We start from the raw sequence: 24,527 nt of genomic DNA, 5'->3' as shown, positions 1-24,527 counted from the left end.
GTAAATGTTGTGAAGAATTCAAAAGCGTTTTTTAAGGTACTATCGATCGCTGTCGGCGTGTCGCTAATTGGGGTGAGTGGGTTATCGCATGCTGCGGTGACGTTGCCAGATAAACCATTATTGGATCCACAGCTACCCAAGCCAAACATATTTTTCATTTTGGATGATTCTGGCAGTATGGCTTGGACTGAAGTGCCAGATACATTACAAAGTTACAGATATTATAACCAGTATCGTAATCATCTATGTAATCCGCTTTATTTTAATCCGGATTTTGATTATGAGAACAACGTTCCGGTGCAACCGGATGGTACCTCATATCCAGTTCCGCTTTTTACTAGTGCACCTAATGATGGATTTGCTTCAAGCTCATCAAAAATCGATTTGAGGAATGCGTTCAAATACATGGTGCATGATAATATTTCTGGGGAGGCGGCCCATTATTATCGCCGCAATGATGGAGTAACTACGGCATCATGTGCGGATAATTCAAAATACACCAAGGTCAACGTTGCTGCATCAACGGATACTCTCCTTAAAACTAGGTTTGCAATTTGGTTTAGCTTTTATCGCACACGCATGCTGGCGATGAAATCTGGAGTGGGTTTGGCATTTGATAAACTCGGTGCCGATCATCGTGTTGGATTCAGTACAATCCAATATTTGGCCAATTCTGGTAATGCTTTAAATGAGTCAGATCGCCGTTTCTTGGGCTTGAATGAGTTCGGTCAAAATTCGCCGAATGCAACCTATGGCGTTGGTGGCTTTCGGAAGGAATGGTACAAGCGACTCTATCAAGGAAATCCGGGTGGTGGCACACCTTTGCGTGTGTCATTGGAGAAAACGGGGAAAATGTATGCAGGGCAGATAACGCCTAGCTCTGGTGATCCAATCCCTGAAAAACAATATTGTCGTCGGAATTATACAATTCTATCTACAGATGGCTTTTGGAATAGTGACAATGTTTCATATGGCGATGTAGATGGGTCGGCACCGTTGCCTTTTAAGGATAAGTTAAAGACGCAAAATACACTTGCTGACGTTGCAATGTATTACTACAACACGGATTTGCGTGATGGCACGAAGGATGCTAGATGGGCAAATTACAAGAATGATCTTCAGGCGTCGGTGGAAGATCCTGCAAAGCATCAGCATATGGTGACGTTTACCATTGGCCTGGGGGTTGATGGTTTGCTCAAGTTTGTACCTGACTACAAAACGAACACGAATAGTGCAACTAATGACTATGTAAATATCTTAAATGATAGTAAGAGTTGGCCTAATCCTAATGCTAATGAATTGGCTAAGGTCGATGACTTATGGCACGCTGCTGTTAATGGTTATGGTCAATATTTTAGTGCAAAGAAACCATCAGATATTATTGAAGGCCTGACTAAGGCGCTACGTAACATTTCTGATCAGGCACGAGCTGGGTCTGGTGTGAATTTCCCGAATCCGCAATTAACCCCTGGCGATAATTTCGCTTATGTGGCGGGCTATACTCCGGGTTGGTGGTCTGGTGAGGTAGAAAAGAGAGAGGTGGATGTTGCTACGGGCGAAGTAAGCGCCAACCCCAAATGGAAAGCCACTGATAAATTGGTAAATGTGCCTTATGCTGATCGTAAGATTTATACTTTCTCTGCAACTGCAGGTGATAAGTTAAGGCTTTTTAGCTGGGGTAATTTGTCGCTTACCGAGCAGGGTTATTTTTCATTGACAAAGCTCTCGCAGTGTCAAGGGGCCACAGCCTATGCGGAATGTAAGAATGCAACGCGTTCCGGTGCGGATGTGGTGAATTTCTTGCGCGGAGATCGTACTGGGGAAAATAAGACTGATAAGTCTGTACTGTTCCGTGAAAGAAAGTCTGTTCTTGGAGATATTATTGGTGGACAGCCGATTTATCTGAGGGAGTCCCCCTTTGCTTTTACCGGGGGTGCATTTGCTTCGCGCGCTGCACGTGTATATGCCGCATCCAATGATGGCATGTTGCATGCGTTCGATGCTTCGGCTAATCCGACTTTGGAGGGCAAAGAGGTATGGGCGTACATTCCACAGCTTTTGTTGCCCAATTTGCATAAGCTGGCAGATATTAATTATGAGCATCAGTATTATGTTGATGCGATGCCAACTATATCCGATATATATGATGGCGCTTGGAAATCCATCCTTGTAGGTGGCTTTAATAAGGGTGGTAAAGGCTATTATGCTTTGGATATTTCCAGTGCGGATAAGCCGGTTGCGCTCTGGGAATATCAGGATGCTGACTTGGGCTATAGTTTTGGTCGTCCAATTATTACCAAAATCCAAGATGGTGCTACTGAGCGTTGGGTTGTCGTTATTAGTTCAGGCTATAACGCTACCAAAGATAAAGTGGTCGTGTTGGATGCAAAAACGGGTACGGTAATCAAGCAAATTCCAACGGGTGCGGTTGCGGGATTGGCCAAGTTATCAGGGTGGGTTGATGACTTCGACGCGGATAATAAAACGCAGTTTGTATATGGCGGCGACCTCAACGGTGCGATGTGGCGTTTTGATCTTCAGGGTGGGACTGCAATGAAATTGATTGACTTGGGTTCAAGTCAGCCAATTACGGTCAAGCCTGAATTGGCTGAAGTCAATGGAAAGCGGGTTGTTTATTTTGGTACAGGCCAGTTGCTTGCCGCGAGTGATTTGACCAACCTTTCCACTAAGCATTTCTTGTATGGTGTGGCAGATAAAGACGCAACAACGGCTACTACAAAGTTAGAGAAGCGTACTATTGCTATTGATAAACTTACTTTGGCTGGGACGGTGACTGGGGATCCGTTGGATTGGAATGTCAGAGATGGATTTTATGCAGAGCTAACTTATGGTGGAGAAAAGGCAACCATTGATCCGCGTATTGTGTCAGGCACATTGGTGCTTTGGACGAATACTCCTGAAAATCTTGAGCCTGAATCGTGCTCTGGTGGGGGATTTACGCGGGCTTACTTCCTTGACTTCAAAAAAGGGACTGGTAGTTCCGTTAAGGTTGTTGATTCCCTATCAGTATCTGGTGCGGTTGTTCAAACAGCAAGTGGTGCAGTAAAGGGGGTTGGTCGGACTGTTGATGGTAAAAATCCTGTAATTGATATTCCGATTGTGGGTGCTGGGGGTAAGGGGCGCCGTGTAACTTGGAGAGAAGTCATTTCACAATGACGGGATCTTTGGATTGTTGGGCATTTGTTTGGAATGGGCTGTAACGTGCCCATGTTCTCGGACTAGATAGTGAGCGACCTGATTGGTTTACCGCTGATCGGGTCGTTTTATTTGTAGCCAGAAAACCGCGTCCTATGGATGTGCTCACCCGGGTGCACCGTGACAAGGTAGTGCTTTTCCAGTGGGATGCAAACCCCACCCGGCGAAATTTGCTCCCGCCGGAAGCAATCAGAGCAATCATGGAGGTAACGAAGTGGTTGACGCCTTTGGTGTAGAGGGTCATTAAGTGACTTGGCGACCCTGCAGGCCGTAATGTGAGTGAACACTGAGCAAGCCTCGAAAAGGGTGATGTGCAGGCCGACCTGTCGGTTGATCCTGGTCTCCAACATGCCGGACCATACCTCGGCCGAGATCGTCAGCCGCTACAAGACAGTTGTCGACATCGAGCGTGGCTTCCGGGTACTCAAATCCGAAATCGAGATCGCCCCGGTCTTCCACCGCTTGCCGAACCGGATTCGGGCGCACGCGCTGATCTGCTTCCTCATCCTGATTCTCTGCCGGGAGCTGCGGATACGCCTCAAGGCCCGGCACAGCCAGCTATCCCCGGAGCGGGCGCTGGAAATCGTGCGGCGCATTCAGTTTCATCAGATCACGTTGCATCAACGCCAGTCCGCTGCCGGTCTGACGACCTTTACCCCGGAACAGAAGGAACTCTTCGACACCATCCGCCTCCCCGAGCGCCTCTATCAAAGCGCTGTAGTGCCAATTCTGAATGCGGGTTTCTCGCATAATCAGTTGCTTACGGATTTTTCTGTCGAACCCCGGGGTTCGCACCCATAGGAAAAGCACCGCCTTGTCATGGCACACGTCAAACTCGGGTGAGCATCAACGGCAAAGTGGTGCACACCAGCCATGTTTATGCTGACCCCGACAGCGGGTAAGGGGACATCAAACCTAAAACTTGCGACCGTGGAGGCATAAAAAAACGCGTGCCTTTGAAAGGCACGCGTCAACCACGCCATCGGTGAACCAGGGAGATTCAGTTCACCGCTTCTTGCAATTGTTGCAGGATGGCTGGGTTTTCCAGCGTCGAGACATCCTGTGTGATTTGTTCACCTTTGGCCAGGGATCGCAGCAGGCGGCGCATGATTTTGCCAGAGCGGGTCTTGGGCAGGTTCTCGCCAAAGCGGATTTCTTCGGGGCGGGCAAGGGCACCGATTTCATGGCTGACCCATTCGCGCAGGTTCTTGGCGATTTGCAGCGCTTCCTCTCTCGATGCTGGGGTTTTCTTCAACACCACAAAAGCCACTACCGCTTCCCCCTTTACCTCGTGCGGTTTGCCGACCACGGCTGCTTCGGCAACCAGCGGGTTGGCAACCAGGGCAGATTCGATTTCCATCGTGCCCAGGCGGTGGCCGGAAACATTGAGTACATCATCGATACGGCCCATGATCCAGTAGTAGCCGTTTTCGTCTCGATGGGCGGAATCCCCGGCTAGATATAGCTGGCCGTTGAATTCTTCCGGGAAGTAGGTTTTCTTGAAGCGTTCCGGATCACCCCAGATCGTGCGAACCATGGACGGCCATGGGCGTTTGATGACCAGAAAGCCACCTTTACCGGGCTCGACCGGTGCACCGGATTCATCGACAATGTCTACGATGATGCCGGGAACAGGTAACGTGCACGAGCCGGGTTTGGTTGGTACGGCACCGGGCATGGGGGTAATCATGTGGCTGCCGGTTTCAGTTTGCCACCAAGTGTCAACAATCGGGCAACGGCGTTTGCCGACCACTTCGTAATACCACATCCAGGCTTCAGGGTTGATCGGTTCCCCCACCGTACCCAGCAACCGCAGGCTGGATAGGTCGTATTGATTGGGTAGATCGGCGCCTAGTTTGATCAGCGAGCGAATGGCTGTCGGTGCGGTATAGAAGGTGGTGATTTTGTGACGTTCGATCATTTTCCAGAAACGGCCTGCATCTGGATAAGTGGGGACGCCTTCAAAAATGACCTGAGTGGCGCCAACGGCAAGCGGGCCATAAGTCACATAACTGTGGCCGGTAATCCAGCCCACGTCTGCGGTGCACCAGAAGATGTCGTTGGGCTTGTAATCAAACGACCATAGCATGGTATTGATTGCCCCCAGCAGGTAACCGCCAGAGCTGTGCTGAATGCCTTTGGGTTTGCCGGTCGAGCCGGAGGTATAAAGGATGAACAGCGGGTCCTCTGCATTCACCCATTCCGGTTCGCAGTCTTCAGGCTGGTCTTCGGTCAGCTTGTGCCACCAGATGTCACGGCTGTCATGCCATTGCGCGCAACCATTGTTGGTGCGTTGATAGACCACAACTTTCTCGACGACGTCGCAGCCACCCATTTCCATTGCCTCGTCGGTCACGGATTTCAGCGCGACCGGTTTGCCGCCACGTAACCCTTCATTGGCGGTGATCACGACACGGGCGCCGGCATCGATAATGCGTTCTTGCAGGGATTTCGCCGAGAAACCACCGAATACCACCGAATGAATTGCACCAATCCGGGCGCAGGCCTGCATGGCCACCACGGCTTCAATGCTCATGGGCATGTAGACCACTACACGGTCACCTTTTTTTACCCCCAGGCTTTTCAGTCCATTGGCGAACTGGCATACCCGGCGATACAGCTCGGCATAGGTGACGCGGGTGACTTGGCCTTCATCGGCTTCGAAAATGATGGCAATCTTGTTGGCCAGTTGGGATAGGTGGCGATCCAGGCAGTTGTAGGAGACGTTCAGCACGCCATCGTCAAACCATTTGAAGAAGGGTGGGTTGGTCTCATCCAGCACGCGCGTGAACATTTTCTTCCAGGTGATGCGTTCGCGCGCCAATTCGCCCCAGAAGCCAGCATAGTGTTCATTCGCCTGATCGCACAGTTGATTGTAGGCTTCCATGCCTGAAATCGTGGCCTTGCGCTTGAACTCGTCTGTCGGTTCGAAGACTCGCGTTTCCTTCAGGATCGAGTCGATGGTGGACATGCTGGGTTCCTTTCCTGTTTGAGGCGGCCTGATGGTATGAGGAGTGGCCTGTTGTGCGTTGGGCTGAAGGGTATCCATAACCTGCTCCGATTTGTTTAACACTCTAGGAGTGCGTGTTTTAGAAATCCAATTGCATTTTCTGATGCTGGAAATCAGCGGTGCTGATTGCACTACATGCTTTGACCGGCAAAAAAAAGCCCTGCGCGGTGAGATGTGCGCAGGGCCCCGTACGATGACCCGCTATTGGTCAAATGCTTGCCAGATGCGGCATCGTCGCCATTTGTCTCAGTGCCGTGACGCAGCTTCGGCACCGATTCCTGTCATTGATCGTACAAATTGTGGCAAAAATGCATTTTGTTCGCGTGTCGCATTATGGCTTCCATCCAGTACAGATAACAGCCATGTTGTAAAGAAGGCGAGTGTCATTGAGAAGATGGCAGGGTTTTTATATGGAAATAATGCATCTTGATGCTTCAGTACGTCTACCCATACGGTTGGGCCGAGCACGATCAACAGTACGGCAGAACTCAACCCGACAAAGCCGCCAATCACCGCGCCACGCGTGGTCAACCCTTTCCAGAACATGCTCAGGAACAGTACTGGGAAGTTGCTGGATGCAGCGATCGAGAACGCCAGTCCGACCATGAAGGCAATATTCTGTTTCTCGAAGGCAACACCCAGCACAATGGCCAATATACCCAGCACCACGGTCGCATATTTGGATACACGCAGCTCATACACTTCATTGCTTTTGCCGCGGGCAAACACGTTGGCGTAAAGGTCGTGTGACACGGCTGACGCGCCTGACAGGGTCAGGCCTGCAACCACGGCCAGGATGGTGGCGAAAGCCACTGCCGAAATAAAGCCGAGGAACAGATCCCCGCCGACTGCTTTCGACAGGTGGACGGCAGCCATGTTGTTCCCGCCAATCAGCTTGCCTGCTGCATCCTTGAATTCCGGATTGGTCGATACCAGCATGATGGCACCAAATCCGATGATGAAGGTCAGGATGTAGAAATAGCCGATGAACCCGGTCGCAAAGAACACAGATTTGCGTGCCTCCTTGGCATCTTTCACGGTGAAAAAGCGCATCAGAATGTGCGGCAGGCCGGCGGTGCCAAACATCAGTGCCAAGCCAAGGCTGACAGCATCGATCGGGTTGGATACCAACTGCCCTGGTGACATGATGGCGGCTTTCTTGTCATGAACCGCCACGGCGGCTGCAAACATCTTTTCCGGGCTGAAGCCGACTTGCGACATCACCATGTAAGCCATGAAGGTTGCGCCCGACAGCAACATGATCGCTTTGATGATCTGTACCCAGGTGGTGGCCAGCATGCCACCGAGCATCACATACATCACCATGAGGATGCCAACCAGTACCACGGCTGAGGTGTAGTTCATTCCGAACAACAGTTGAATCAGCTTGCCTGCCCCGACCATCTGAGCGATCAGGTACAGTGCGACCACAACCAGTGTCCCGGTCGCGGCCAACATGCGGACGGGGGTTTGTTGCAGCCGATAGCTGGCCACGTCTGCAAAAGTGTATTTGCCTAGGTTACGTAGCCGTTCCGCCACCAGGAAGAGGATGATCGGCCAGCCTACCAGGAAGCCGATGGAATAGATCAGGCCGTCGTAGCCTTTCTCAAATACCATGGCCGAAATCCCCAGAAATGAGGCGGCACTCATGTAATCCCCGGCAATGGCCAACCCATTCTGAAAGCCGGTGATGGAGCCGCCGGCGGCATAGAAATCCTTCGCGGATTTGGTGCGGCGAGCCGCCCACCAAGTGATGCCCAGGGTGAACGCGACAAATGCAAAAAACATGATGATGGCGTGCCAATTCAACGGTTGGCGCTTCACGTCGCCAGTCAGGGCCTCGCCAGCCAGGGCCACCGGGGTAGCCAGGGCGAGCAGGGCTCCGCAACCTGTTACAAGTAGCTTGTTCATGATTTGACCTCTTCAACGATGGCGGCATTCAGCACATCAAATTCGCGATTTGCGCGGCGGACATAAACACCTGTCAGCAGAAACGCTGACAGGATCACGGCGATGCCGACTGGGATGCCCAGCGTCATCACGCCACCGCCCAATGCAGCGCCCAACGTTTTCGGGGTAAAGGCCACCAGCAGGATGAAACCAAAATAAATGGCAAGCATCACCACCGTGAGTGTCCAGCCGAAGCTGGTCTTTTTGCGGACCAGCTCGTCAAAGTACTGGTGTTCGAGTACACGTTTCAACAGATCATCATTCATGGTCATCCTCCTTATTCTGGTGATCATCAATTGGTAGTTGATGTGAAAAGCAATCTACTCCCGCACAAAATGGCGGGTCTAATCGCAATTTCTGATAAAGCGAATTGATTGAACCGATGTCATGTTGGGCGATGCCCATCGTGATTGGGGTTATCCCGAGGTTAACAGTCATACTGATGTGCGAAATCAAAAAACATGATGACTTGTCAGATGCTATAGTCATCACGTCGGCATCAGTTGTGCAGGCTGCTGTGGCGCGGGTTGCACAAGTTTTTCCAAATGATGTGTAAGAATTTGCCAGCCCCACCGACAAACGCTGCAAATGGCTCGTAATTGGCTGTTTTGAATCTTGGGCGGTAACGCCGTCATTCAACCGCAGGAAAGGAAAGTAAATGGATAAGAAGCAAGTGATGATTGGTGCTGCGTTGGCAGGTTTGTTGACCATGGGTGTGACCGGCCAGGCCATGGCAGCCGAGAAGGAAAAGTGCTTTGGTGTCGCCACCGCCGGCAAGAATGACTGTGCGGCAGCCAATGGTTCCCATTCTTGTGCGGGTCAGGCCAAGGCCGATAAGGACCCGAACGAATGGAAATATGTAGCCAAAGGCACATGTGAAAAGATGGGTGGCAGCCTGAAGCCGGGTGACAAGAAGTAATTCGGTTCCAGGTTGGTTGACGTAGTTGTCCCGACCGGATCTGTCATCAATTCAAGCCAAGTCGGGCGTGCATCACCTGTTTGCACGCCCTCATGTTGAGGATTGCATATGCCGCCACCTGTTACCGCTTTGCCTGTCGCAGCCGGCATCGGCCTGCGCATGCCGCATATTCGGGAGGTCATTGAAACCCAGCCCACTGTTGCGTGGTGGGAGGTACATGCCGAGAACTTCTTCGGTGGCGGTGCCAATCTGGCTGCACTGGAAGTGGTCCGGTCACATGCACCGATCAGCCTGCATGGCGTCGGTCTGGGCCTGGGTAATGCGGAACCGTTACGACAAACCCATCTGGCGGAATGGACGCGGTTGATCGATCGTATTGATCCGGCTGCCATTTCGGAGCATCTATGCTGGAACGCCTGGCAGAACGACTATTTCAACGATCTATTGCCATTGCCCTACAGTGAGGCTGCGCTCGCCCATATGGTGGAGCGGGTCGGGCAGGTTCAGCACGTGCTGGGACGCAGGATTCTCATTGAAAACCTGTCGAGTTATGTGGCTTTTCCCGAGGATGTGATCCCGGAAGGTGAATTTCTGGCCGAGCTGGTGGTACGTACTGGCTGTGGCTTGTTGCTGGACATCAACAATTTATATGTCAACCAGCGGAATCTGGGGCGAGATGCGGCGGAGGCATTGGCGGCCTTGCCTGTTGATGCGATTGGTGAGATCCACATTGCCGGTTTCGAAGCGCGTGATGATGGGCTGCTGATCGATACCCATGGCGCACCGGTCTGTGACAAGGTCTGGGATCTGCTGGCAGTGGCGTATCAGCGTTTTGGCCCGGTGCCAACCTTGCTTGAGCGTGACACGGCCTTGCCCAGCCTGGCTGAATTGCAGCGGGAGGCAGCCCGCGCCGAGCACATGTTGACTGCCTGCCGCGAACGTCTGGTTTGAAAGGGGCAAGGATGAATCCATTGTTTGCAGTACAAGGCCGTTTCGCAGATGCCGTTGTTCATGGCACCTTGGTCGAGTCGGAGTGGGACCCACATACGCGCGGTTTGTCTGCCTATGCCAACAATCGATTGTGCAATCGTGTCGGAGCCCTGGTTGATGCTTACCCAACGGTGCGGGAGTTGGTCGGCGAGGCATTCTTTGATGGCATGGCGCACGAATACGCCCGCTGCATGGCTTCGCATTCCGGCAATCTGCATCAGTATGGCGATGTATTCAGTGCCTTTCTGCGGCAGTTCGAGCCCGCTAAAACCTTACCCTATCTGCCGGATGTGGCCGCGCTGGACTGGGCCATGCGGCGTGCCTATTTTGAGCATGACGTACCTGCATTCGACCCCGCCAGCCTGGCGACCTATAGCAATGAACAGCAGGCCCGGCTGATTGCGGATATTCATCCTGCAGCCTCACTGTTGCATGCCAGCTATCCCGTGGTCAGCATTTATCAGGCTCATCATGGTGGTGAATGGCCAGCACTCGATCAAGGACCGGAGTGTGCACTGGTGTTCCGTCGAACCAATCGGGTTCTGGTACGAGCGCTGGTTGGTGCCGAGCTGGCCTTTTGTACCGCGCTGATGACTGGAGATGCATTGGGTGATGCTGTGGGGGCAGCTATTCAGAAAGACCCGCAGTTTGCGCTGGGTGACGTATTGATGCGCCTGGTGGTGGATCAGTTGGTGATCAACTTGAGTCTGCCAGCCTAGTTTTCCTGTTTCTGCATTTAAGGTCGGGTTGCTGGCAAATCGCCGGCAGGGAAGCGGCTTGCCGTTGTTGGCCGACCAGTACCAATTCATTTACCACCTGCTAACGGGCAGAGAATGGAGTCAAATCATGGAATCGATCACTGCTTCGCCAATCACCTTGTCGGCCAGACTGATCGCCTTGGTCAATTGTGCGATCGCTTTGTTGGACAAGATGTTACAGCCGCTGGTGCTGTTGGGTATCCGCCTCTACATTGCCAATGTGTTTTTCAGCTCCGGTCTGACCAAAATCGATAATTGGGACACCACGTTGGCGTTGTTTGAAGAGGAATACAAGGTGCCCGTGTTGGCACCCAACGTGGCGGCTGTGCTGGGCACGGGTGGGGAGCTGGTATTGCCGGTATTGCTGGCCTTGGGGCTGGCCGGTCGCTTTGGCGCGCTAGGGCTGACTGTGTTGAATGCGGTTGCCCTGATCTCTTACTATGATGCCCTCAATGAAGCTACACGACTGCACCATTGGCTGTGGGGCGGGTTGATTTTGGTGGTCGTGGCCTTTGGCCCTGGCAAGCTGGCGTTGGATACCTGGTTCCGCCAGCGCTGGGGTAAATCGGCCTGACCAGAAGCGTGATTGGTCATGTCGAGAACGGACGGTGATGTCTATCCTGCCTTGAGCTGTCACGCCGCTCAGGGTAGAGTGGGCAGCCGTTCAGTGTCGTTGTCAGGTTGCGCCATGTTGTCATTCCTTCGCTTTTCAGCCCCCGCTTTTATCCGGACCGGTATTGCCGGTCGTTTGGTCTGCTACAGCATGGCCACGGCATTGCTGCCGGTACCTGTATGGGCTGCAGCGGTGCCCAAGGATATTGGTGCTGCCTTCGCCCGTGCTCGTATTCCGTTAAGCGACGTGGCGCTGTATGTGAAAGTGGTCAAGGACAAAAGGCCACGCCTAGCTCATCGGCCCGATGTGGCGATGAATCCGGCATCGACCATGAAACTGGTGACCACCTATGCCGGGTTGTCATTGCTGGGGCCGGTGTATACCTGGGGGACGGATGTTCATGTCAATGGCAGTCTGCAACACGGTGTGCTGCAAGGTGATCTGATTCTGCGTGGTGGGGGAGATCCCAGGTTGAACCTGGAACGAATGTGGCTGATGCTGCGCGAGCTTCAGTCGCGTGGCGTGAAGGAAATCCGCGGCGATGTTGTGCTGGATCGGGTCTATTGGTCACAGCAAGCCCTTGATGCAAATGCTTTCGATGGGGCTGGGCATCGATCCTATAACGTGCCACCCGATGCGTTTCTGGCCAATTTCCAGTCGGTGCGATTGCGTATTCGCGACGAAGCCGGTGTGATCAGGGTACAGGCAGATCCTGCGTTGCCTGAGCTGAAACTGGATGCCAAGTTGATCCCTGGCAATGGCGAATGTGGTGACTGGCGGGAACAACTGAACATCAGCACCGAACCGATTGGCTCGTTGACGGTCAGTGGCATTTACCCCAGTGCTTGCGGGGAACGCAATTTGTACCTCAGCGCCTTGACGCCACCGGATTATCTGCGTGAATTGCTTAAAACCATGTGGCACGATCTAGGGGGGAAATGGACTGGGAGTTTGCGTGATGGCCAACTGGCTGCGTTCCCGGACAGCCATCTGCTGACTCGTTTCGAGTCGGTACCATTGGCTGAAGTGGTGCGGGATATCAACAAATTCAGCAATAACACGCAGGCGCGCATGTTGTTTCTGGCATTGGGGGGCGAGTTTCAACCCATCGAGCAACTATTGCCACAGGCCGCAGATCGGGTGCGTCACTTTCTGGATGGTCAGGGTATTCCAACGACTGGCCTTGCTTTGGACAATGGTTCCGGCCTGTCTCGTGACGAGCGAATTACGGCAGGCCAGTTGGGCATGTTGTTGGAAAAGGCGGTGAACAGCCCGGTTGGACCGGAATTGATCGCATCCCTGCCCATTGTCGGTATGGATGGCACCATGAAAAAACGGTTGACCGATACTGCAGTTACCGCCAAGGCGCATGTGAAGACCGGCTCCCTGAATGGTGTCCGGGCGGTGGCCGGTATCGTGCACCGTGTAGATGGCCCGGTTGTCGTGGTGGGAATAGTCAATCATCCCCGCGCTTTTGCAGCGACCGATGCGCTGGATCAGTTGATCGAATGGGCTGGTAAGGAATAGCAATGGATACATACGGGGCCTGATTCATCAGGCCCCGTTGCTTTGGGATCAGGCTGGAGCCCGATAATTGGTTTGTGTCATCAAGTCCACGCCACATTCCAGGTGTTCGATCCAGTCCAGAAACGCATTGATGGCCACCTTACCCTTGAAGCTGCGGCCGTGCTGCGGCACCAGCCAAGTGATGTCCATGCTTCGTACCATGTGCACCCATAGTCGGCAGATCTTGTTCGATACCATATAGCGACGATGAAACCCTTCCATCGTCTTCAGATGTTGTTTGAACTCTTCAACGGTCGTGATTGGGCGGGATACCGAATCGTGATGCACCATTGATGCGCCCATGTCACCAGAGAACAGGATTTTCGATCGTTCATCGTAAAACTGGAAATTGCCTTCAGCATGCAGGAAGTGGGCTGGAATCGCCGCAATGCGACTATTGCCCAGTGTGATATAGCCACCTTCGTCCGGTAGATTGATGATACGGCCAGAGAGGTTGCCTGATGTGCAAAAATGCGGTACAAAGCGCCCCCAAAGCTTGGAAACCACCAGCGAACATTGGGATGACACCATCCATTTGTTGAGTGAGCCGACAATGTCTGGATCAGCGTGGGATGCCAGGATGTACTTCAGGTCGCGTGCCGGAAAATACCGGCTCATGGCCATTAGCAGTGATGAATAGGTCATGTTGCCAGCCGGGTCGATCAATGCGCCTTCGCCGCCGGTAACAATCAAGAACTGGTTGGCTTGGATTGCATCCGACGAATCATCCACCAAATCCTCAAACATCAGGCAGATATGCTCGCCGTCGTTGTATAACTCGATTGCCATGTGTATCCCTTATTATTTTTAATAATATTGCGATGCAATATTATGGGGATTGCGATCTAGTTCGATTGATCTAGATCAAAGGGCGTAGGTATAACGAGGCATGTATGTCTATCTTATGTTAATGGCATTAAGCATCATGAGGGCTGGCTCGCGAATGACTGTTGGTGGCTGAGAATCTGTTCAATGCCTTACTGGACACCCACGATCGGGGCTCATGTGCTGCTCAATATCCTCATGTATCACACATACATTTCGGTTTTTGCGCAGCGCATTGCCCCGCCGGCAATCGCTCATGACAGGTTTTGAACAGACTCCAGGCGACAACCATTTGATGAGCGCAGGGATGTGCGTTAACGACGATATCGGCGGCCAGGAATAATATCTTGCATAACAAGATACCGTGCGATATAGTGAAAAAACGCGCATAAACCCAGCGCGTTTTTCTGATAAAGCTACCTTGCTATATAAGGTATCTTTCAATAAAAGACTGCAAACGTGAATGAAAACACAGCTAAAAAAAGGGACGCTTGAAATGTGCGTGCTAGCCATCCTCGAAAAGGCTGACAGTTATGCGTACGAAATCGTTTCAAAGCTGGCAGATGGGGTTGAGATGAGCGAAGGCACGATTTATCCATTGATGCGGCGCTTGCAAAATGAAGCCTGGGTGACAACCTATTTGGTTGAATCTGAATCGGGGCCGCCACGTAAATACTATAAACTCACCGATACAGGCCGAAAGGAACTCGCGTCCATGAAACATGAATGGCACGAGTTCCTGACTGAAGTAAATAAAATATTAGGGGAGGGCAATGAATAAGGAGCAATTCCTCCGCGCGCTGAAACGGGAGCTATCAGCGTTGCCAAAGGCGGACCTTGACGAGGTGCTGGCCGATTATGAGGAATATTTTCATGACGGCTTGGCGAGTGGAAGAGCAGAAGAAGAAATCGCCAAAGGACTGGGTGACCCTAAAAAGATCGCCCGCGAATTACTGGCACAGCTTCGCATTCAGGAGTGGAAAGACAATAAGAGCATGGGTAACCTCATGCGTGTAGTGCTGTCAATTGTCGCACTGGGTAGTTTGAATCTGTTTTTGGCCATTCCGATGCTGATCTTCATGGGGATGCTGACGGCCTCATATGCATGTTCGGTCGCCTTGATCATTATTGGGCTTGTTTGTGGCGTGGCCATGGCACCGGGTATGGCAGAGCAGATGGGCCTGAATGGTACTGTGGTGATTGATGACGACAAGCCAACAGGCAAGCAGGTCAAGATTGATGTTGAAGCCGGGAATGGCATCGATAGCAAGAAATCGACGGTCCAGTCTCCCCCTCCTGTGCCCGCTGTTCCAGGTGTACCTGAACCGCCTAAACCGCCTGGTGTCAGCGCAGAGTCTGTACCGAGCGAAGTGATTCGTAAGGATACGACTGAGTCGGATGGCCGACGCCTGCTTGAAGAACATGAAGATGGCGAGTTGGTTCGACGTGAAGTCTGGGAGCCAAGTGGTCAGCATACCAAGGAGCAATATCAAGATGGTGAACTGGTACACAAGGAAGTGACTGAGGCCAATGGCCGTCGTGTTCGCGAAGATCATGAAAATGGCGAGTTGGTCAGAAAGGAAATCACTGAACCAAGCGGTCGTCGCGTGACCGAATCGCATCAGGGTGATCAACTGGTCCGCAAGGAAGTGACGGGTGCGGATGGTGCACATGTGCTGGTAGAGCGAGACGACCAGGGCAACGAACATGTTCGTATCGAAGGCCCGGATGGTGGGAAAGTGGTCATCCAAAAGCGTGCCGATAAAGAAGGAGCATCAGTTCGGATTCGGGATGGTAAATCCAACAGTGTCGAGATCGATGGTCTGGATGGCATGGATTCCATGCAGGCCAAACTGATCGGCTTTTTCGGTGGAACCATCGGCGGAGCGCTTTGGCTATGGTTCAATATTTGGGTCACCAAATGGGTATTCCGTGGTTTTGTCCGCTATGCCAAATTGAATGTCTCCATCATTCGAGGCGAGCCACAAGCGAATGGTAGTTCTGCAGTTTGATTGATCTCTAAGCAATCTATGAAAAAGGAGCCGACTGGCTCCTTTTTTGTTTTGTCATGATGACAAAAAAGATGTCCAGGACAAAAGTCTGGGCATGCATGGTTAGCATGGGCACTGATTGACAGAGTTGAATGCACTGCTAGTAGTTCAATGCAGCACCCATATTTTTCAGCCTGTGCGTGGATAGTTGATCTCAGAGAATGACGCAAATGGTATGCCAAGTTGGTTAAGACAATATTATTATTATTTAATAACTTGGAGATATTAGCGCGTTGGGTTTAGCCTATTGCATCACGTTGCTAATCTCTTGTGACACTCCTTCCACATGACTGAAAAATCAAGTCCACCTTAGTCGGATATCCCGTTGTCTGCGATGTAAGAATCGTCTGTTGTGTTTGCTGTTGGGGACTGAAACAGACCCATCCTGCATGCCGAATGGCATCTGTCATGTGACATTGATGAAATTTCGCTTGCAGATGATTTGACAGTCATCCGTTGTTGAAATCAGCCATGTCGAATGCAATGGTGCGGGTACGTACAGAATTAATGATGTGGGCTCAAGAAACCGAGGAGGTTGCATGAACAAGGCGCAATTTTTCAATGTTTTGAAGCAGGCGCTGGCTGCTTTACCAGCGGAGGAGCTGGACGACGTGCTGGCGGATTATCACGAATACTTTCGTGATGGCGTGGCAAACGGCCGCACGGAGGAGGAAGTTGCCAAAGGCCTCGGTTCCCCCAGAAAGATTGCGCGGGAGCTGTTGGCACAACAACGAATTCAGGAATGGAAAGACCACAAAAGCATGAACAACCTGCTTAGGGTGGCGGTGTCGATTGCTGCATTGGGCAGCCTGAACCTGTTTCTGGCATTCCCCATGCTGGTATTCATGTTCCTGCTGACCTTGTCCTATATCGGCTCGATGGGCATGATCGCCGTGGGGCTTTTGTGTGGGTTGCTCCTGATTCCGGATGTTGCCAAAGAGTTGGATTGGTCGGGTACCGCGATGGTTGAGGACGGCCACTTCAATACAGCCGATGGAGCGCGCCAGAATCAGACGAGTGCAACGCAATACAGTCAAACTATGCGTCGGGCTTATCACGATGCCAATGGCCGACAAATAGTCGAATATTGGCGGAATGGCGAATTGTTGCGTCGAGAGACGATTGAAACGAATGGTCAGTTGAAGGTGGAAGGAACGCTACGTGATGAAATGACGGGCGATGACAAGGCTCATGTGCGTATTGAGCGTGACACGTTCGGTAATGAGCGGATCCGGATCACCGGCGGGGAGGGTGAGAAGGTTGCCATTGACCGGCGAATAGATCAACAGGCCTCCAGCTTACGAATTGATGATGGCGAGTCGACCGTTCACATCAAAGGCATCAATGGACTGAACACAACGCAGGTCAAGTGGGTGGGACTGCTGCTTGGCCTCGTGTGTGGTAGCGTTTGGCTGTGTCTCAATATCTGGCTGACCCGTTCGTTGATCCGCGGTTGTGTGAAATATGCAAAACTCAATATGTCCATCATTCGCGGAGAGGCACTGGCCAATGGCAGCCCCGCGATCTGATGATTCGGTAAGCTATCCATACCTGATGCATTCGGGTAGTGTGGCAGGCCATCAGCTTGCTGGTGGCTCGCCCAAGCGCATTTTTGCCGCCAAACGGGTCTCGAAATCGCGGGAAGTGTGCGCAGCAAATTGAATGACTTGAGCCAGTTGATTGGCAGGCGAGCCCTGAGGGTGTTGTTCCGGATTGAGGCTGGGATGATGGAAATCCTGATAGGGCGGGTCGATGCCCTGCATGAAGCGTTCCACCAGGGACAGCAGCGTATCACGTAGATTGCTGCTGTATTGCCATAGTTCGTTCAGTCGGGCTGGCTCCAGTGGCAACGGGGTTTGGCTGGCCAATGTATTGGAGAACTGACTCAGGCTGTCCAGCATGGTTTGCTCCAATAGCGCATGGATTTGCCGGATAAAATGGCCACATCCAGGCCCACCTGCATGTAACCAGCCCCGGTTAGGCAACGGTGCAAGTAGGTTCAGGGCGGCCTCGGCTTGCGCCAACCAGTGGGGGGCACCGCCGACTGCCATGGCAAAACCATATTCTATTCCCCAGACATTGCCTGCCATGCCTACATCAATGTAACCGATATCATATTGGGCCAACGTAATAGCCCGCTCGCGACTAGTGACAAATTCGCCGTAACCGAATTCAACCAGCACATCACCGGCCTGGCATTGATCGAGCAGCGGCAGAGTACGCTCTGGTTGATCGCGGTGATGACGTTCTATCCAAAGTTGACGAGGTTTGATCGCAGACCTGGCGATCTTGGCCAGCGGGCTGACAGTGATCGGATAGCCTTTGGCCGCCAGCCGTTTGGCAAGGTAGGTGCCCAGGTCGGTGGTGTGATAAAGCAGAATCGGTACAGATGAGGTCATCAACGAGGGCCAGATAACGTAGCTGGTCAGGGATTGCATGTCGGGCGGAATCAGGGCGCCTCGAAAAACCCTTACTTCCGTCGCAAATGCAGGTTGCTGACGAAAATGATTGTTGACCGGTCAACCGGTCTTGCCCGCAGATCGGGACGGCTGTCAGATATCCTGCAGCAATTCATTGATCATCGCTTCATCCTGCAAATGACGCAAGAACCAATGCAATGCCTTTCCGGGTTGTTGCGACCGCCAAGCCAGATACAGCTTGGATTGTGGTTTAGACTCCTGTACCTCCAGAATGCGAATGCGCCCTGCAGCAGCCAGACGCTTGGCCAGCCCGGCAGGCAGAAACCCTACCCCCAACCCAGCTGCCTGAGCTTCTGCCTTGAAACACATGCTGGGTACAGTCAGGACATCCTGGCCAGTCAGTAACCCTGAGGTGCGCGGCGACAGGCTGCGGGAACTGTCAGCGGCAGAAATGGCACGGTAACGGCGGATTGCTTCTGGTGATAGTGGCAAAGGCTCTCTGCAGATGGGATGTTGGGGGGCTGCTGCAAATTCGAAATGTACTGATCCCAGCTCACGCGTGGCATAACCGCCGCCGGCAGGGCCATCGTCGACAGCACCGATGGCAATGTCAGCCCGCCCCGAGACCAATGCATCCCAGACGCCACCGAACACTTCGGAAGCGATACGAATCCGGGTGGCGCCACCAGACTGGTCAAATGCACGAATTATCGGGAACAGTCGGCTTGGCTCGATCAGATCGGTCAAAGCAATGCGCAGTTCGGTTTCCCAGCCGGTAGCAATCCGTTTGACGCGGCATTCAAGCATATTGGCGGCATCCAGCAATTGCCTTCCTTCCCGCAGCAACTCCGTTCCGGCTGGGGTGAGTTTCGCCCGATGCCCAGATCGATCGAAGATCTGCAGATCGAGATCCTGTTCCAGCTTTTGTACCGCATAAGTAATCGCAGATGGAACGCGATACAGCTCGTCTGCCGCTGCGGCAAAACTACCGCGTCGTTCAATGGCATCCAGCACCAGTAGCGCGTCAAGGGAAATTCGCATGTTCGGAAAAATCGATTGTCTTATGTAGGGCAAGGCCTGTGGCCGTTGCATGTTTGTTCCTTGCATCATAGTCATTGCCGGGCTGCCACGCTAGTGTGGGCATGTTCGGATAATCAGAAGTGGTGCGTGCCATGTGACCCGATCGATCACAGTGAGGATGTGGTGGCCAGTGGCTTATCCGTTTGCTCGGGTCGAGAACGTGTCCGCGATATTGACAGTGGCGCTGGCTGTTACAGCCCGATCCCCACTTGATGTGGAAAGGTCAGACTGGCGCAGGCACCACCTTCAGGAAGGTTACGCAAAGTAATCTGGCCACCATGTAATACAATCGCTTGCTGCACGAAACTCAAGCCCAGGCCACTGCTTTTACGGCTGCCATCAGGGCGGGGTAGGGAGTAAAAGCGTTCGAATACCCGTGGCAGAGCATAGTCGGGGATGCCGCTGCCCTGGTCTTGTAGACTGAGCTGCAAGCCATCTTGATCCAGTTGGCCCTGCCATTGCAGATGGCCACCTGTCGGGCTGAATGCCATGGCATTGTCGAGCAAGTTGGACAAGCATTGGCGTAACAGAAAAGGCTCACCCATGATTGGCAGACGTACCGGTATATTGATGTCGCAGGTCAATTGCTTGCTGGCTAGCAGTGGCTGCTTGTCGGCCGTGACCTGCCGGACCAATTCGGTCAGATCGACTTCGACGGTTTCACGCAGACTTTGTCGTTTTTCCAGTACCGCAAGATCCAGCAATCGCTCGATCAATTGCTGCAGAAAATCCGCTTCGCGATGAATATGGTTGAGAAAACGTTGTTGCTGGTCAGCTGTCATGTCAGCGTCAATCAGCTCCGCTGCGCCCTTGATGGCGGCTAGCGGGCTTTTCATCTCGTGCGTTAGGGTATGCACATAGTGTTCGACATATTGCTTGCCTTCCAGCTCTTGTCGCATGGTTTCAACGGCATGCGCCAGTTCACCCAATTCGCCGCGGCCAACGTCTGGCAATTCGGCGCGCTTGCCCTGGCTGACGGCTGTGGCGTAATCGGCCAACTGGCTGAACGCCCGGGCCAGCCACCATGACAGCGCAAACCCCAGCGCCAAGCTGACCACCACCACGATCAGACCTGCCAGTCTGAGCTTGCGTGTGCTGCGATCCAGAAATGGATCGATACTGTTGGAGGGTTTGCCCAGGCTGAGCACGCCGATGATGCGGCCTTCATCCAGTACCGGTGCAGCCACAAACATGGTGCTGCTGGCAGGATCGTCGGGATTGGTACGGGTGGAGCGGGCGCCATATTGACCACGCAGTGTGTAATATACGTCGCGCCACTGAGAGTAGTCCTGTCCCACCGCCAGACGGGCTGAATCGAACAGGACGATACCCTTGTCGTTTGTCACATAGATGCGGTGATTGGGTGTCAGTTTGTGCACGCCCCAGATTTCGGCATCAAAGCGCCGGTTGAGGAACTGATCTACCGCTTGCGCAAAGCGGCCATCCTGCAGGGTGCCGTTCTCCAGGTCTTCCTTGGCCATATCGGCCAGCAGGTTGGCACTGTCTATCATGGTTTCTTCGGCAGATTGTAACAACGCGGGGCGCAACTCATCTGAGAAGGTCTCCAGCAATGCCCAAACGGCAATGCCCACCACGAGGAAAAAGGCTAGGAAGAAGCGCGCCCGAACCCGCAAAGGCCAAGGGATCAACCGCGGCGTGGCCATGTGAAGCTATAACCCATGCCACGATGGGTTTCGATTGGGTCGCAGTTGGTATCGATCAGGCGAATTTTGGCACGCACGGTTTTGATATGGGCATCGACAGTACGCTCCAGACTGTTTTCCGCATCGGTCCAGATCAGGTCCATCAATTGGGCACGGCTGAATACGGCCGCTGGGCGGCTGAGCAGGGTTTTCAGCAGCAGGTATTCGTAGCGGGTCAGGTCCAGTGGCTGACCGTGCAGCAGAATGCGGGCCTGGGTTTCGTTCATTTCGAAGCCATGGCTGACCGGGGTATTGACGTTGGAGCGGATGCGTTTCAGGATGGCCTTGACGCGCGCCACCAGCTCGCGCGGGCTGAAGGGTTTGACGACGTAATCATCGGCACCGATCTCCAGGCCAACGATCCGATCGATTTCCTCATTACGCGCAGTCAGAAACATCACCGGCACATCGCTATGTTGCCGTAACGATTTGCAGAACTCGAAGCCATTGCCATCGGGCAGGCCGACATCCAGGATGACCAGGTCTGCGCCATGTGCATCGAAGTAGGCTAGACCATCTCGCCCCAGGCTATGCCAGATACAGTCGAATCCGTCGCGTTTCATGGCATAGACAATGGTATCGGCAATGGCCGCTTCGTCTTCGATCAGCAGAATACGTTGCATGGTGGATGGAGTTAACTATCAGGCAGCGGCAATAGTATCATGCACGGTTTGTGCGGTTGCACACTGTTGATCGTCTACTTGCCATGTTCAAAGCTCTGCGTATCCTCATTTTGCTATTCATTCTCGTCAACGTAGCCTTGGCCACTGTATTGAGCAAATGGCGGGCAACGGATTGGAAAGAGCCGTTGCGGGTGGTGGTCTATCCCATTAATGCCGATGGCAGTGAGGTGAGCCGGCGTTACATTGCAGATTTGTCTGACGATACCTTCGCACCGATCGGCGTATTCATGCAATTGGAAGCAGACCGGTACCAGTTGGGCCAGGCGGAACCAGTACGGGTTCGTTTGGGGCCATCGGTGAATGTATTGCCGCCGGCCAGGCCTACGAGCGGCAATCTGCTGTCGACCATGATGTGGAGCTTGCAATTGCGCTGGTGGGCATGGCGACACGATGAGGTTAAGGGTGGCAAGCCCGATATCCGCTTGTTCGTGCTGTATCATGATTCAGCGACCAGTGCGGTATTGGCCCATTCACTGGGTTTGGAGAAAGGCTTGCTGGGTGTGGTGAATGTGTTCGCCGATCGCAGTATGGCGGGTAGCAATAATATGGTGATTGCCCATGAAATGCTGCATACCCTGGGTGCTACCGACAAATACGATGCAAACGGCCTGCCGATGTACCCGGATGGCTTTGCCGAGCCAATCCGTGAGCCACGTTTTCCGCAACAGCAAGCCGAAATCATGGCTGGTCGCATTGCAATAAGTGAAGGCAAGGCTCGCATTCCGGACAGCTTGGCAGAAGTGCTGGTGGGCCCTGCTACGGCGAAAGAGATTCACTGGCAACAGTAAGCAGTCGCTGAGTTGTTACTTGTCTGTCATTGGGTTGACTATACTGGTGAGAGGTTTCGCCGGAGGGTGCCCACATTGCAAACGAGCCATTTGATCAGGCGTCTGCTGTTGGGGGCAGCCGTTTGGATGTACGGCCAGTTGTCCATGGCAGCGTTGTTGAATCTGGTGACAGAAAACGATCCACCCAACAACATGCCGGTAAACGGCAATATCGTCGGTGCCTCTACCGACAAGGTGGTGGAGCTGATGCGCCGCGCCGATGTCGATTACACGCTTGATCTGATGCCCTGGGCGCGGGCTTACCAATATGCCAAGCAACGGGATGGATACTGTGTGTTTTCCACCGCGCGGGTGGAGGATCGTGAGCGCTTGTTTCGCTGGGTGGGGCCGATTGCCGCGACTGAATGGGTGCTATATGGCAAAACCGATTCCCCGCCGGTCGATTCGTTGGATGCGGTCGGAAATCGTGTCATTGGCGGTTATCTTGGAGACGTGATCTCGAGCTGGCTGATTTCACATGGGTACAAAGTCGAATCTGTCAATGAGGATTCGGTCAATCCAGGCAAATTGATGAACGGCCGGTTGGCTTACTGGGCCTCGGCTCGCCCGCGAGCAGAGGCCCTGCTGACCGAGCGTGGCCTGAACGATAAGATCCGACCGTTGCTGGTGTTTGGCAAAACCGATCTTTATCTGGCCTGCCACCTCAGTACATCCGTTGAACTGGTCTACCGCCTGAACCAGATATTGGAAATGATGCGGGCTGATGGTACCTTCACAGTGATTGATCGTCGGTATCTAGCCCCTTGATCTGGTAACGATTGAGATGGCTTGTCTGGCACGCCAGATTCTATGTGACCTCAGGTCGCCGATTCCGCGCGTTTTTTCAGGTTGGTCAGACCCTGTTCGAAATCTGGCCCGATCAGGCTATCCATGACCAACACCAGATAGCGCATGAGCGGATTGCTGCCGACATCTCCATCATTCGTCCAGATCACCTTGGTACCTGTACCAGTACGTTCCAGCTTGAGTTGGCCTTTGGAGCTACTGCCGAAATCCGGGAATACCAGTTCATAGGCGACCAGCTTGCTTGGCTCTGATTGGGTGAACGTCATTTCGCCATTACCTTCGGTACGGCTGATCCACGCCCATTTTGCTCCAACACCACTTTCCGGTCCTGTATAGGTGATGAGCATGGCTGGATCACGTTGATTCCAGACTGTCCAGTGTTTCCACTCTTTGGGGGCATTCAGCAATGAAAATACACGTTCGGCAGGGGCGTTGATCTCAAGGCTCCGCTGTACGTGATACTGGCTGGGAATCAGCATGCTGCCCAACAACAACAGCACAATCATGCCAATCAGCATCAGCAGCATTGTCTTCAACAAAGCCATGGCTTATCTCCTGGGGAATTGGAATGCGGCGAAAGATAGCGTCAGGTTGACTTGCATGCAAGTTGAAATGCAGGTGATTGATGGCTGGAAATGATCTGGCGGGATACCTTATGGTTCACGAATCCAGGTCTGGGTGCGGCCGAACACCGATAGGCCGACAAACCCTCTGACATCCAGCTTCTTGCCGCCATCCTTCAATGTCAGGCTCGCCTTGTAAACGGCGCCATCCTCCGGGTCCAGAATTTCTCCATTCTGATAGCGATCCCCATCTTTTTTCAGCCCCCACATAAACGTCAAACCTGTAATCGGTTGGCCTTTCAGCTGACCTGGGCAGGCGTCACATATGGCATTGGGATCATCCTCAGGTTTGATCGGTACAATCTTCAGGATCTTTCCTTTCAGTTCACCACGTTCTTCCCAGATCTGTACCAGGCCATCTTGCTTGCCGGTTTTGTCATCAACTGTCTGCCAAATGCCAACCGGGCTGCTAAGGTCAGCGGCTTGAATAGACGTGGTGAAGAACAACAAGATCGCTGCAGCAGGGCTGGATCGGAACATGTCTGG

The 24,527-nt window shown here is 53.0% G+C and carries 21 protein-coding genes and 1 pseudogene; 12 read left to right on the top strand and 10 right to left on the bottom strand.

Features of this window, described 5'->3' with window-relative positions; translation table 11 throughout:
* The first annotated feature begins 9 nt into the window (after window positions 1–9).
* Together FFS57_RS09390 and FFS57_RS09385 are read left to right on the top strand one after the other, a co-directional pair.
* Window positions 10–3,177 carry a pilus assembly protein gene (locus FFS57_RS09390; RefSeq protein WP_137937530.1) on the top strand — a complete coding sequence of 1,056 codons (3,168 nt, stop codon included), beginning with the start codon at window positions 10–12 and terminating at the stop codon, window positions 3,175–3,177.
* Window positions 3,178–3,543: 366 nt separating this feature from the next.
* Window positions 3,544–3,915, top strand: a pseudogene (locus FFS57_RS09385) (IS1634 family transposase); the annotation flags it as partial.
* A gap of 301 nt (window positions 3,916–4,216) precedes the next feature.
* Here the strand turns inward: FFS57_RS09385 and acs are convergent.
* The 3 genes from acs to FFS57_RS09370 all read right to left on the bottom strand — a co-directional run bounded on the left by acs (window position 4,217) and on the right by FFS57_RS09370 (window position 8,442).
* The gene (gene acs, locus FFS57_RS09380) at window positions 4,217–6,187 is read right to left on the bottom strand and encodes an acetate--CoA ligase (RefSeq protein ID WP_137937529.1); all 1,971 of its coding nucleotides are present in this window, start codon (window positions 6,185–6,187) and stop codon (window positions 4,217–4,219) included.
* A 285-nt stretch (window positions 6,188–6,472) separates the two neighbouring features.
* Complete coding sequence (locus FFS57_RS09375; protein WP_137937528.1) at window positions 6,473–8,137, bottom strand: cation acetate symporter; 1,665 nt, start codon at window positions 8,135–8,137, stop codon at window positions 6,473–6,475.
* A complete protein-coding gene (locus FFS57_RS09370; RefSeq protein ID WP_137937527.1) occupies window positions 8,134–8,442 on the bottom strand; it encodes a DUF485 domain-containing protein in 309 nt (102 codons plus the stop codon). The genes FFS57_RS09375 and FFS57_RS09370 overlap by 4 nt, the downstream gene beginning before the upstream one ends.
* Window positions 8,443–8,834: 392 nt before the next feature.
* On the opposite strand from FFS57_RS09370, the gene FFS57_RS09365 reads away from it, so the two are divergent.
* From FFS57_RS09365 to dacB, 5 genes are all read left to right on the top strand, one after another.
* Entirely contained in the window at window positions 8,835–9,095 is a 261-nt protein-coding gene (locus FFS57_RS09365; RefSeq protein WP_137937526.1) for a BufA1 family periplasmic bufferin-type metallophore, read from the top strand.
* A gap of 108 nt (window positions 9,096–9,203) precedes the next feature.
* On the top strand, window positions 9,204–10,046 hold the full coding sequence (gene bufB / locus FFS57_RS09360) for an MNIO family bufferin maturase (RefSeq protein WP_137937525.1): 843 nt from the start codon (window positions 9,204–9,206) through the stop codon (window positions 10,044–10,046).
* A gap of 11 nt (window positions 10,047–10,057) precedes the next feature.
* On the top strand, window positions 10,058–10,804 hold the full coding sequence (locus FFS57_RS09355; protein WP_137937524.1) for an HvfC/BufC N-terminal domain-containing protein: 747 nt from the start codon (window positions 10,058–10,060) through the stop codon (window positions 10,802–10,804).
* 127 nt (window positions 10,805–10,931) lie between these two features.
* A complete protein-coding gene (locus tag FFS57_RS09350; protein ID WP_502705906.1) occupies window positions 10,932–11,417 on the top strand; it encodes a DoxX family protein in 486 nt (161 codons plus the stop codon).
* 18 nt (window positions 11,418–11,435) lie between these two features.
* The gene (gene dacB / locus FFS57_RS09345; protein WP_137937523.1) at window positions 11,436–12,983 is read left to right on the top strand and encodes a D-alanyl-D-alanine carboxypeptidase/D-alanyl-D-alanine endopeptidase; all 1,548 of its coding nucleotides are present in this window, start codon (window positions 11,436–11,438) and stop codon (window positions 12,981–12,983) included.
* Window positions 12,984–13,031: 48 nt separating this feature from the next.
* Here dacB and FFS57_RS09340 read toward each other — a convergent pair whose 3' ends face one another.
* Window positions 13,032–13,811 (bottom strand): oxygen-binding di-iron domain-containing protein, encoded by a 780-nt coding sequence (locus tag FFS57_RS09340; protein WP_137937522.1) that lies wholly within the window; start codon window positions 13,809–13,811, stop codon window positions 13,032–13,034.
* Window positions 13,812–14,310: 499 nt separating this feature from the next.
* Between FFS57_RS09340 and FFS57_RS09335 the strand changes: the two genes are divergently transcribed.
* From FFS57_RS09335 to FFS57_RS09325, 3 genes are all read left to right on the top strand, one after another.
* Window positions 14,311–14,628: a PadR family transcriptional regulator gene (locus FFS57_RS09335; protein ID WP_137937521.1), complete on the top strand. Its 318-nt coding sequence runs from the start codon at window positions 14,311–14,313 to the stop codon at window positions 14,626–14,628.
* Window positions 14,621–15,859 (top strand): DUF1700 domain-containing protein, encoded by a 1,239-nt coding sequence (locus tag FFS57_RS09330; protein ID WP_137937520.1) that lies wholly within the window; start codon window positions 14,621–14,623, stop codon window positions 15,857–15,859. Before FFS57_RS09335 ends, FFS57_RS09330 begins: the two co-directional genes overlap by 8 nt.
* A 578-nt stretch (window positions 15,860–16,437) precedes the next feature.
* Entirely contained in the window at window positions 16,438–17,427 is a 990-nt protein-coding gene (locus tag FFS57_RS09325) for a DUF1700 domain-containing protein (protein WP_137937519.1), read from the top strand.
* Between the two features lie 51 nt (window positions 17,428–17,478).
* Here the strand turns inward: FFS57_RS09325 and FFS57_RS09320 are convergent, their stop codons facing one another.
* The 4 genes from FFS57_RS09320 to creB all read right to left on the bottom strand — a co-directional run bounded on the left by FFS57_RS09320 (window position 17,479) and on the right by creB (window position 21,724).
* Window positions 17,479–18,336 carry an NAD(P)-binding domain-containing protein gene (locus FFS57_RS09320; protein ID WP_137937518.1) on the bottom strand — a complete coding sequence of 286 codons (858 nt, stop codon included), beginning with the start codon at window positions 18,334–18,336 and terminating at the stop codon, window positions 17,479–17,481.
* 114 nt (window positions 18,337–18,450) lie between these two features.
* Complete coding sequence (locus FFS57_RS09315) at window positions 18,451–19,359, bottom strand: LysR substrate-binding domain-containing protein (RefSeq protein ID WP_137937517.1); 909 nt, start codon at window positions 19,357–19,359, stop codon at window positions 18,451–18,453.
* Window positions 19,360–19,589: 230 nt separating this feature from the next.
* Window positions 19,590–21,032: a two-component system sensor histidine kinase CreC gene (gene creC / locus FFS57_RS09310; RefSeq protein WP_502705907.1), complete on the bottom strand. Its 1,443-nt coding sequence runs from the start codon at window positions 21,030–21,032 to the stop codon at window positions 19,590–19,592.
* Window positions 21,033–21,043: 11 nt separating this feature from the next.
* Complete coding sequence (gene creB / locus FFS57_RS09305; RefSeq protein WP_137937515.1) at window positions 21,044–21,724, bottom strand: two-component system response regulator CreB; 681 nt, start codon at window positions 21,722–21,724, stop codon at window positions 21,044–21,046.
* A gap of 83 nt (window positions 21,725–21,807) precedes the next feature.
* On the opposite strand from creB, the gene FFS57_RS09300 reads away from it, so the two are divergent.
* Window positions 21,808–22,572 (top strand): hypothetical protein, encoded by a 765-nt coding sequence (locus FFS57_RS09300; RefSeq protein ID WP_137937514.1) that lies wholly within the window; start codon window positions 21,808–21,810, stop codon window positions 22,570–22,572.
* A 108-nt stretch (window positions 22,573–22,680) separates the two neighbouring features.
* Complete coding sequence (locus FFS57_RS09295; RefSeq protein ID WP_171013785.1) at window positions 22,681–23,379, top strand: substrate-binding periplasmic protein; 699 nt, start codon at window positions 22,681–22,683, stop codon at window positions 23,377–23,379.
* Window positions 23,380–23,429: 50 nt separating this feature from the next.
* On the opposite strand, the gene FFS57_RS09290 is transcribed toward FFS57_RS09295, so the two are convergent.
* Both FFS57_RS09290 and FFS57_RS09285 read right to left on the bottom strand, forming a co-directional pair.
* Window positions 23,430–23,963 (bottom strand): SRPBCC family protein, encoded by a 534-nt coding sequence (locus FFS57_RS09290; RefSeq protein WP_137937512.1) that lies wholly within the window; start codon window positions 23,961–23,963, stop codon window positions 23,430–23,432.
* Between the two features lie 108 nt (window positions 23,964–24,071).
* Window positions 24,072–24,521 (bottom strand): DUF2147 domain-containing protein, encoded by a 450-nt coding sequence (locus FFS57_RS09285; RefSeq protein WP_137937511.1) that lies wholly within the window; start codon window positions 24,519–24,521, stop codon window positions 24,072–24,074.
* Window positions 24,522–24,527: the final 6 nt, after the last annotated feature.

It is taken from the genome of Chitinivorax sp. B (genome assembly GCF_005503445.1).
Lineage (GTDB): Bacteria > Pseudomonadota > Gammaproteobacteria > Burkholderiales > SCOH01 > Chitinivorax.
Note: the sequence above shows the minus strand (reverse complement) of the source record. Positions and strands in the feature narration are given on the sequence as shown.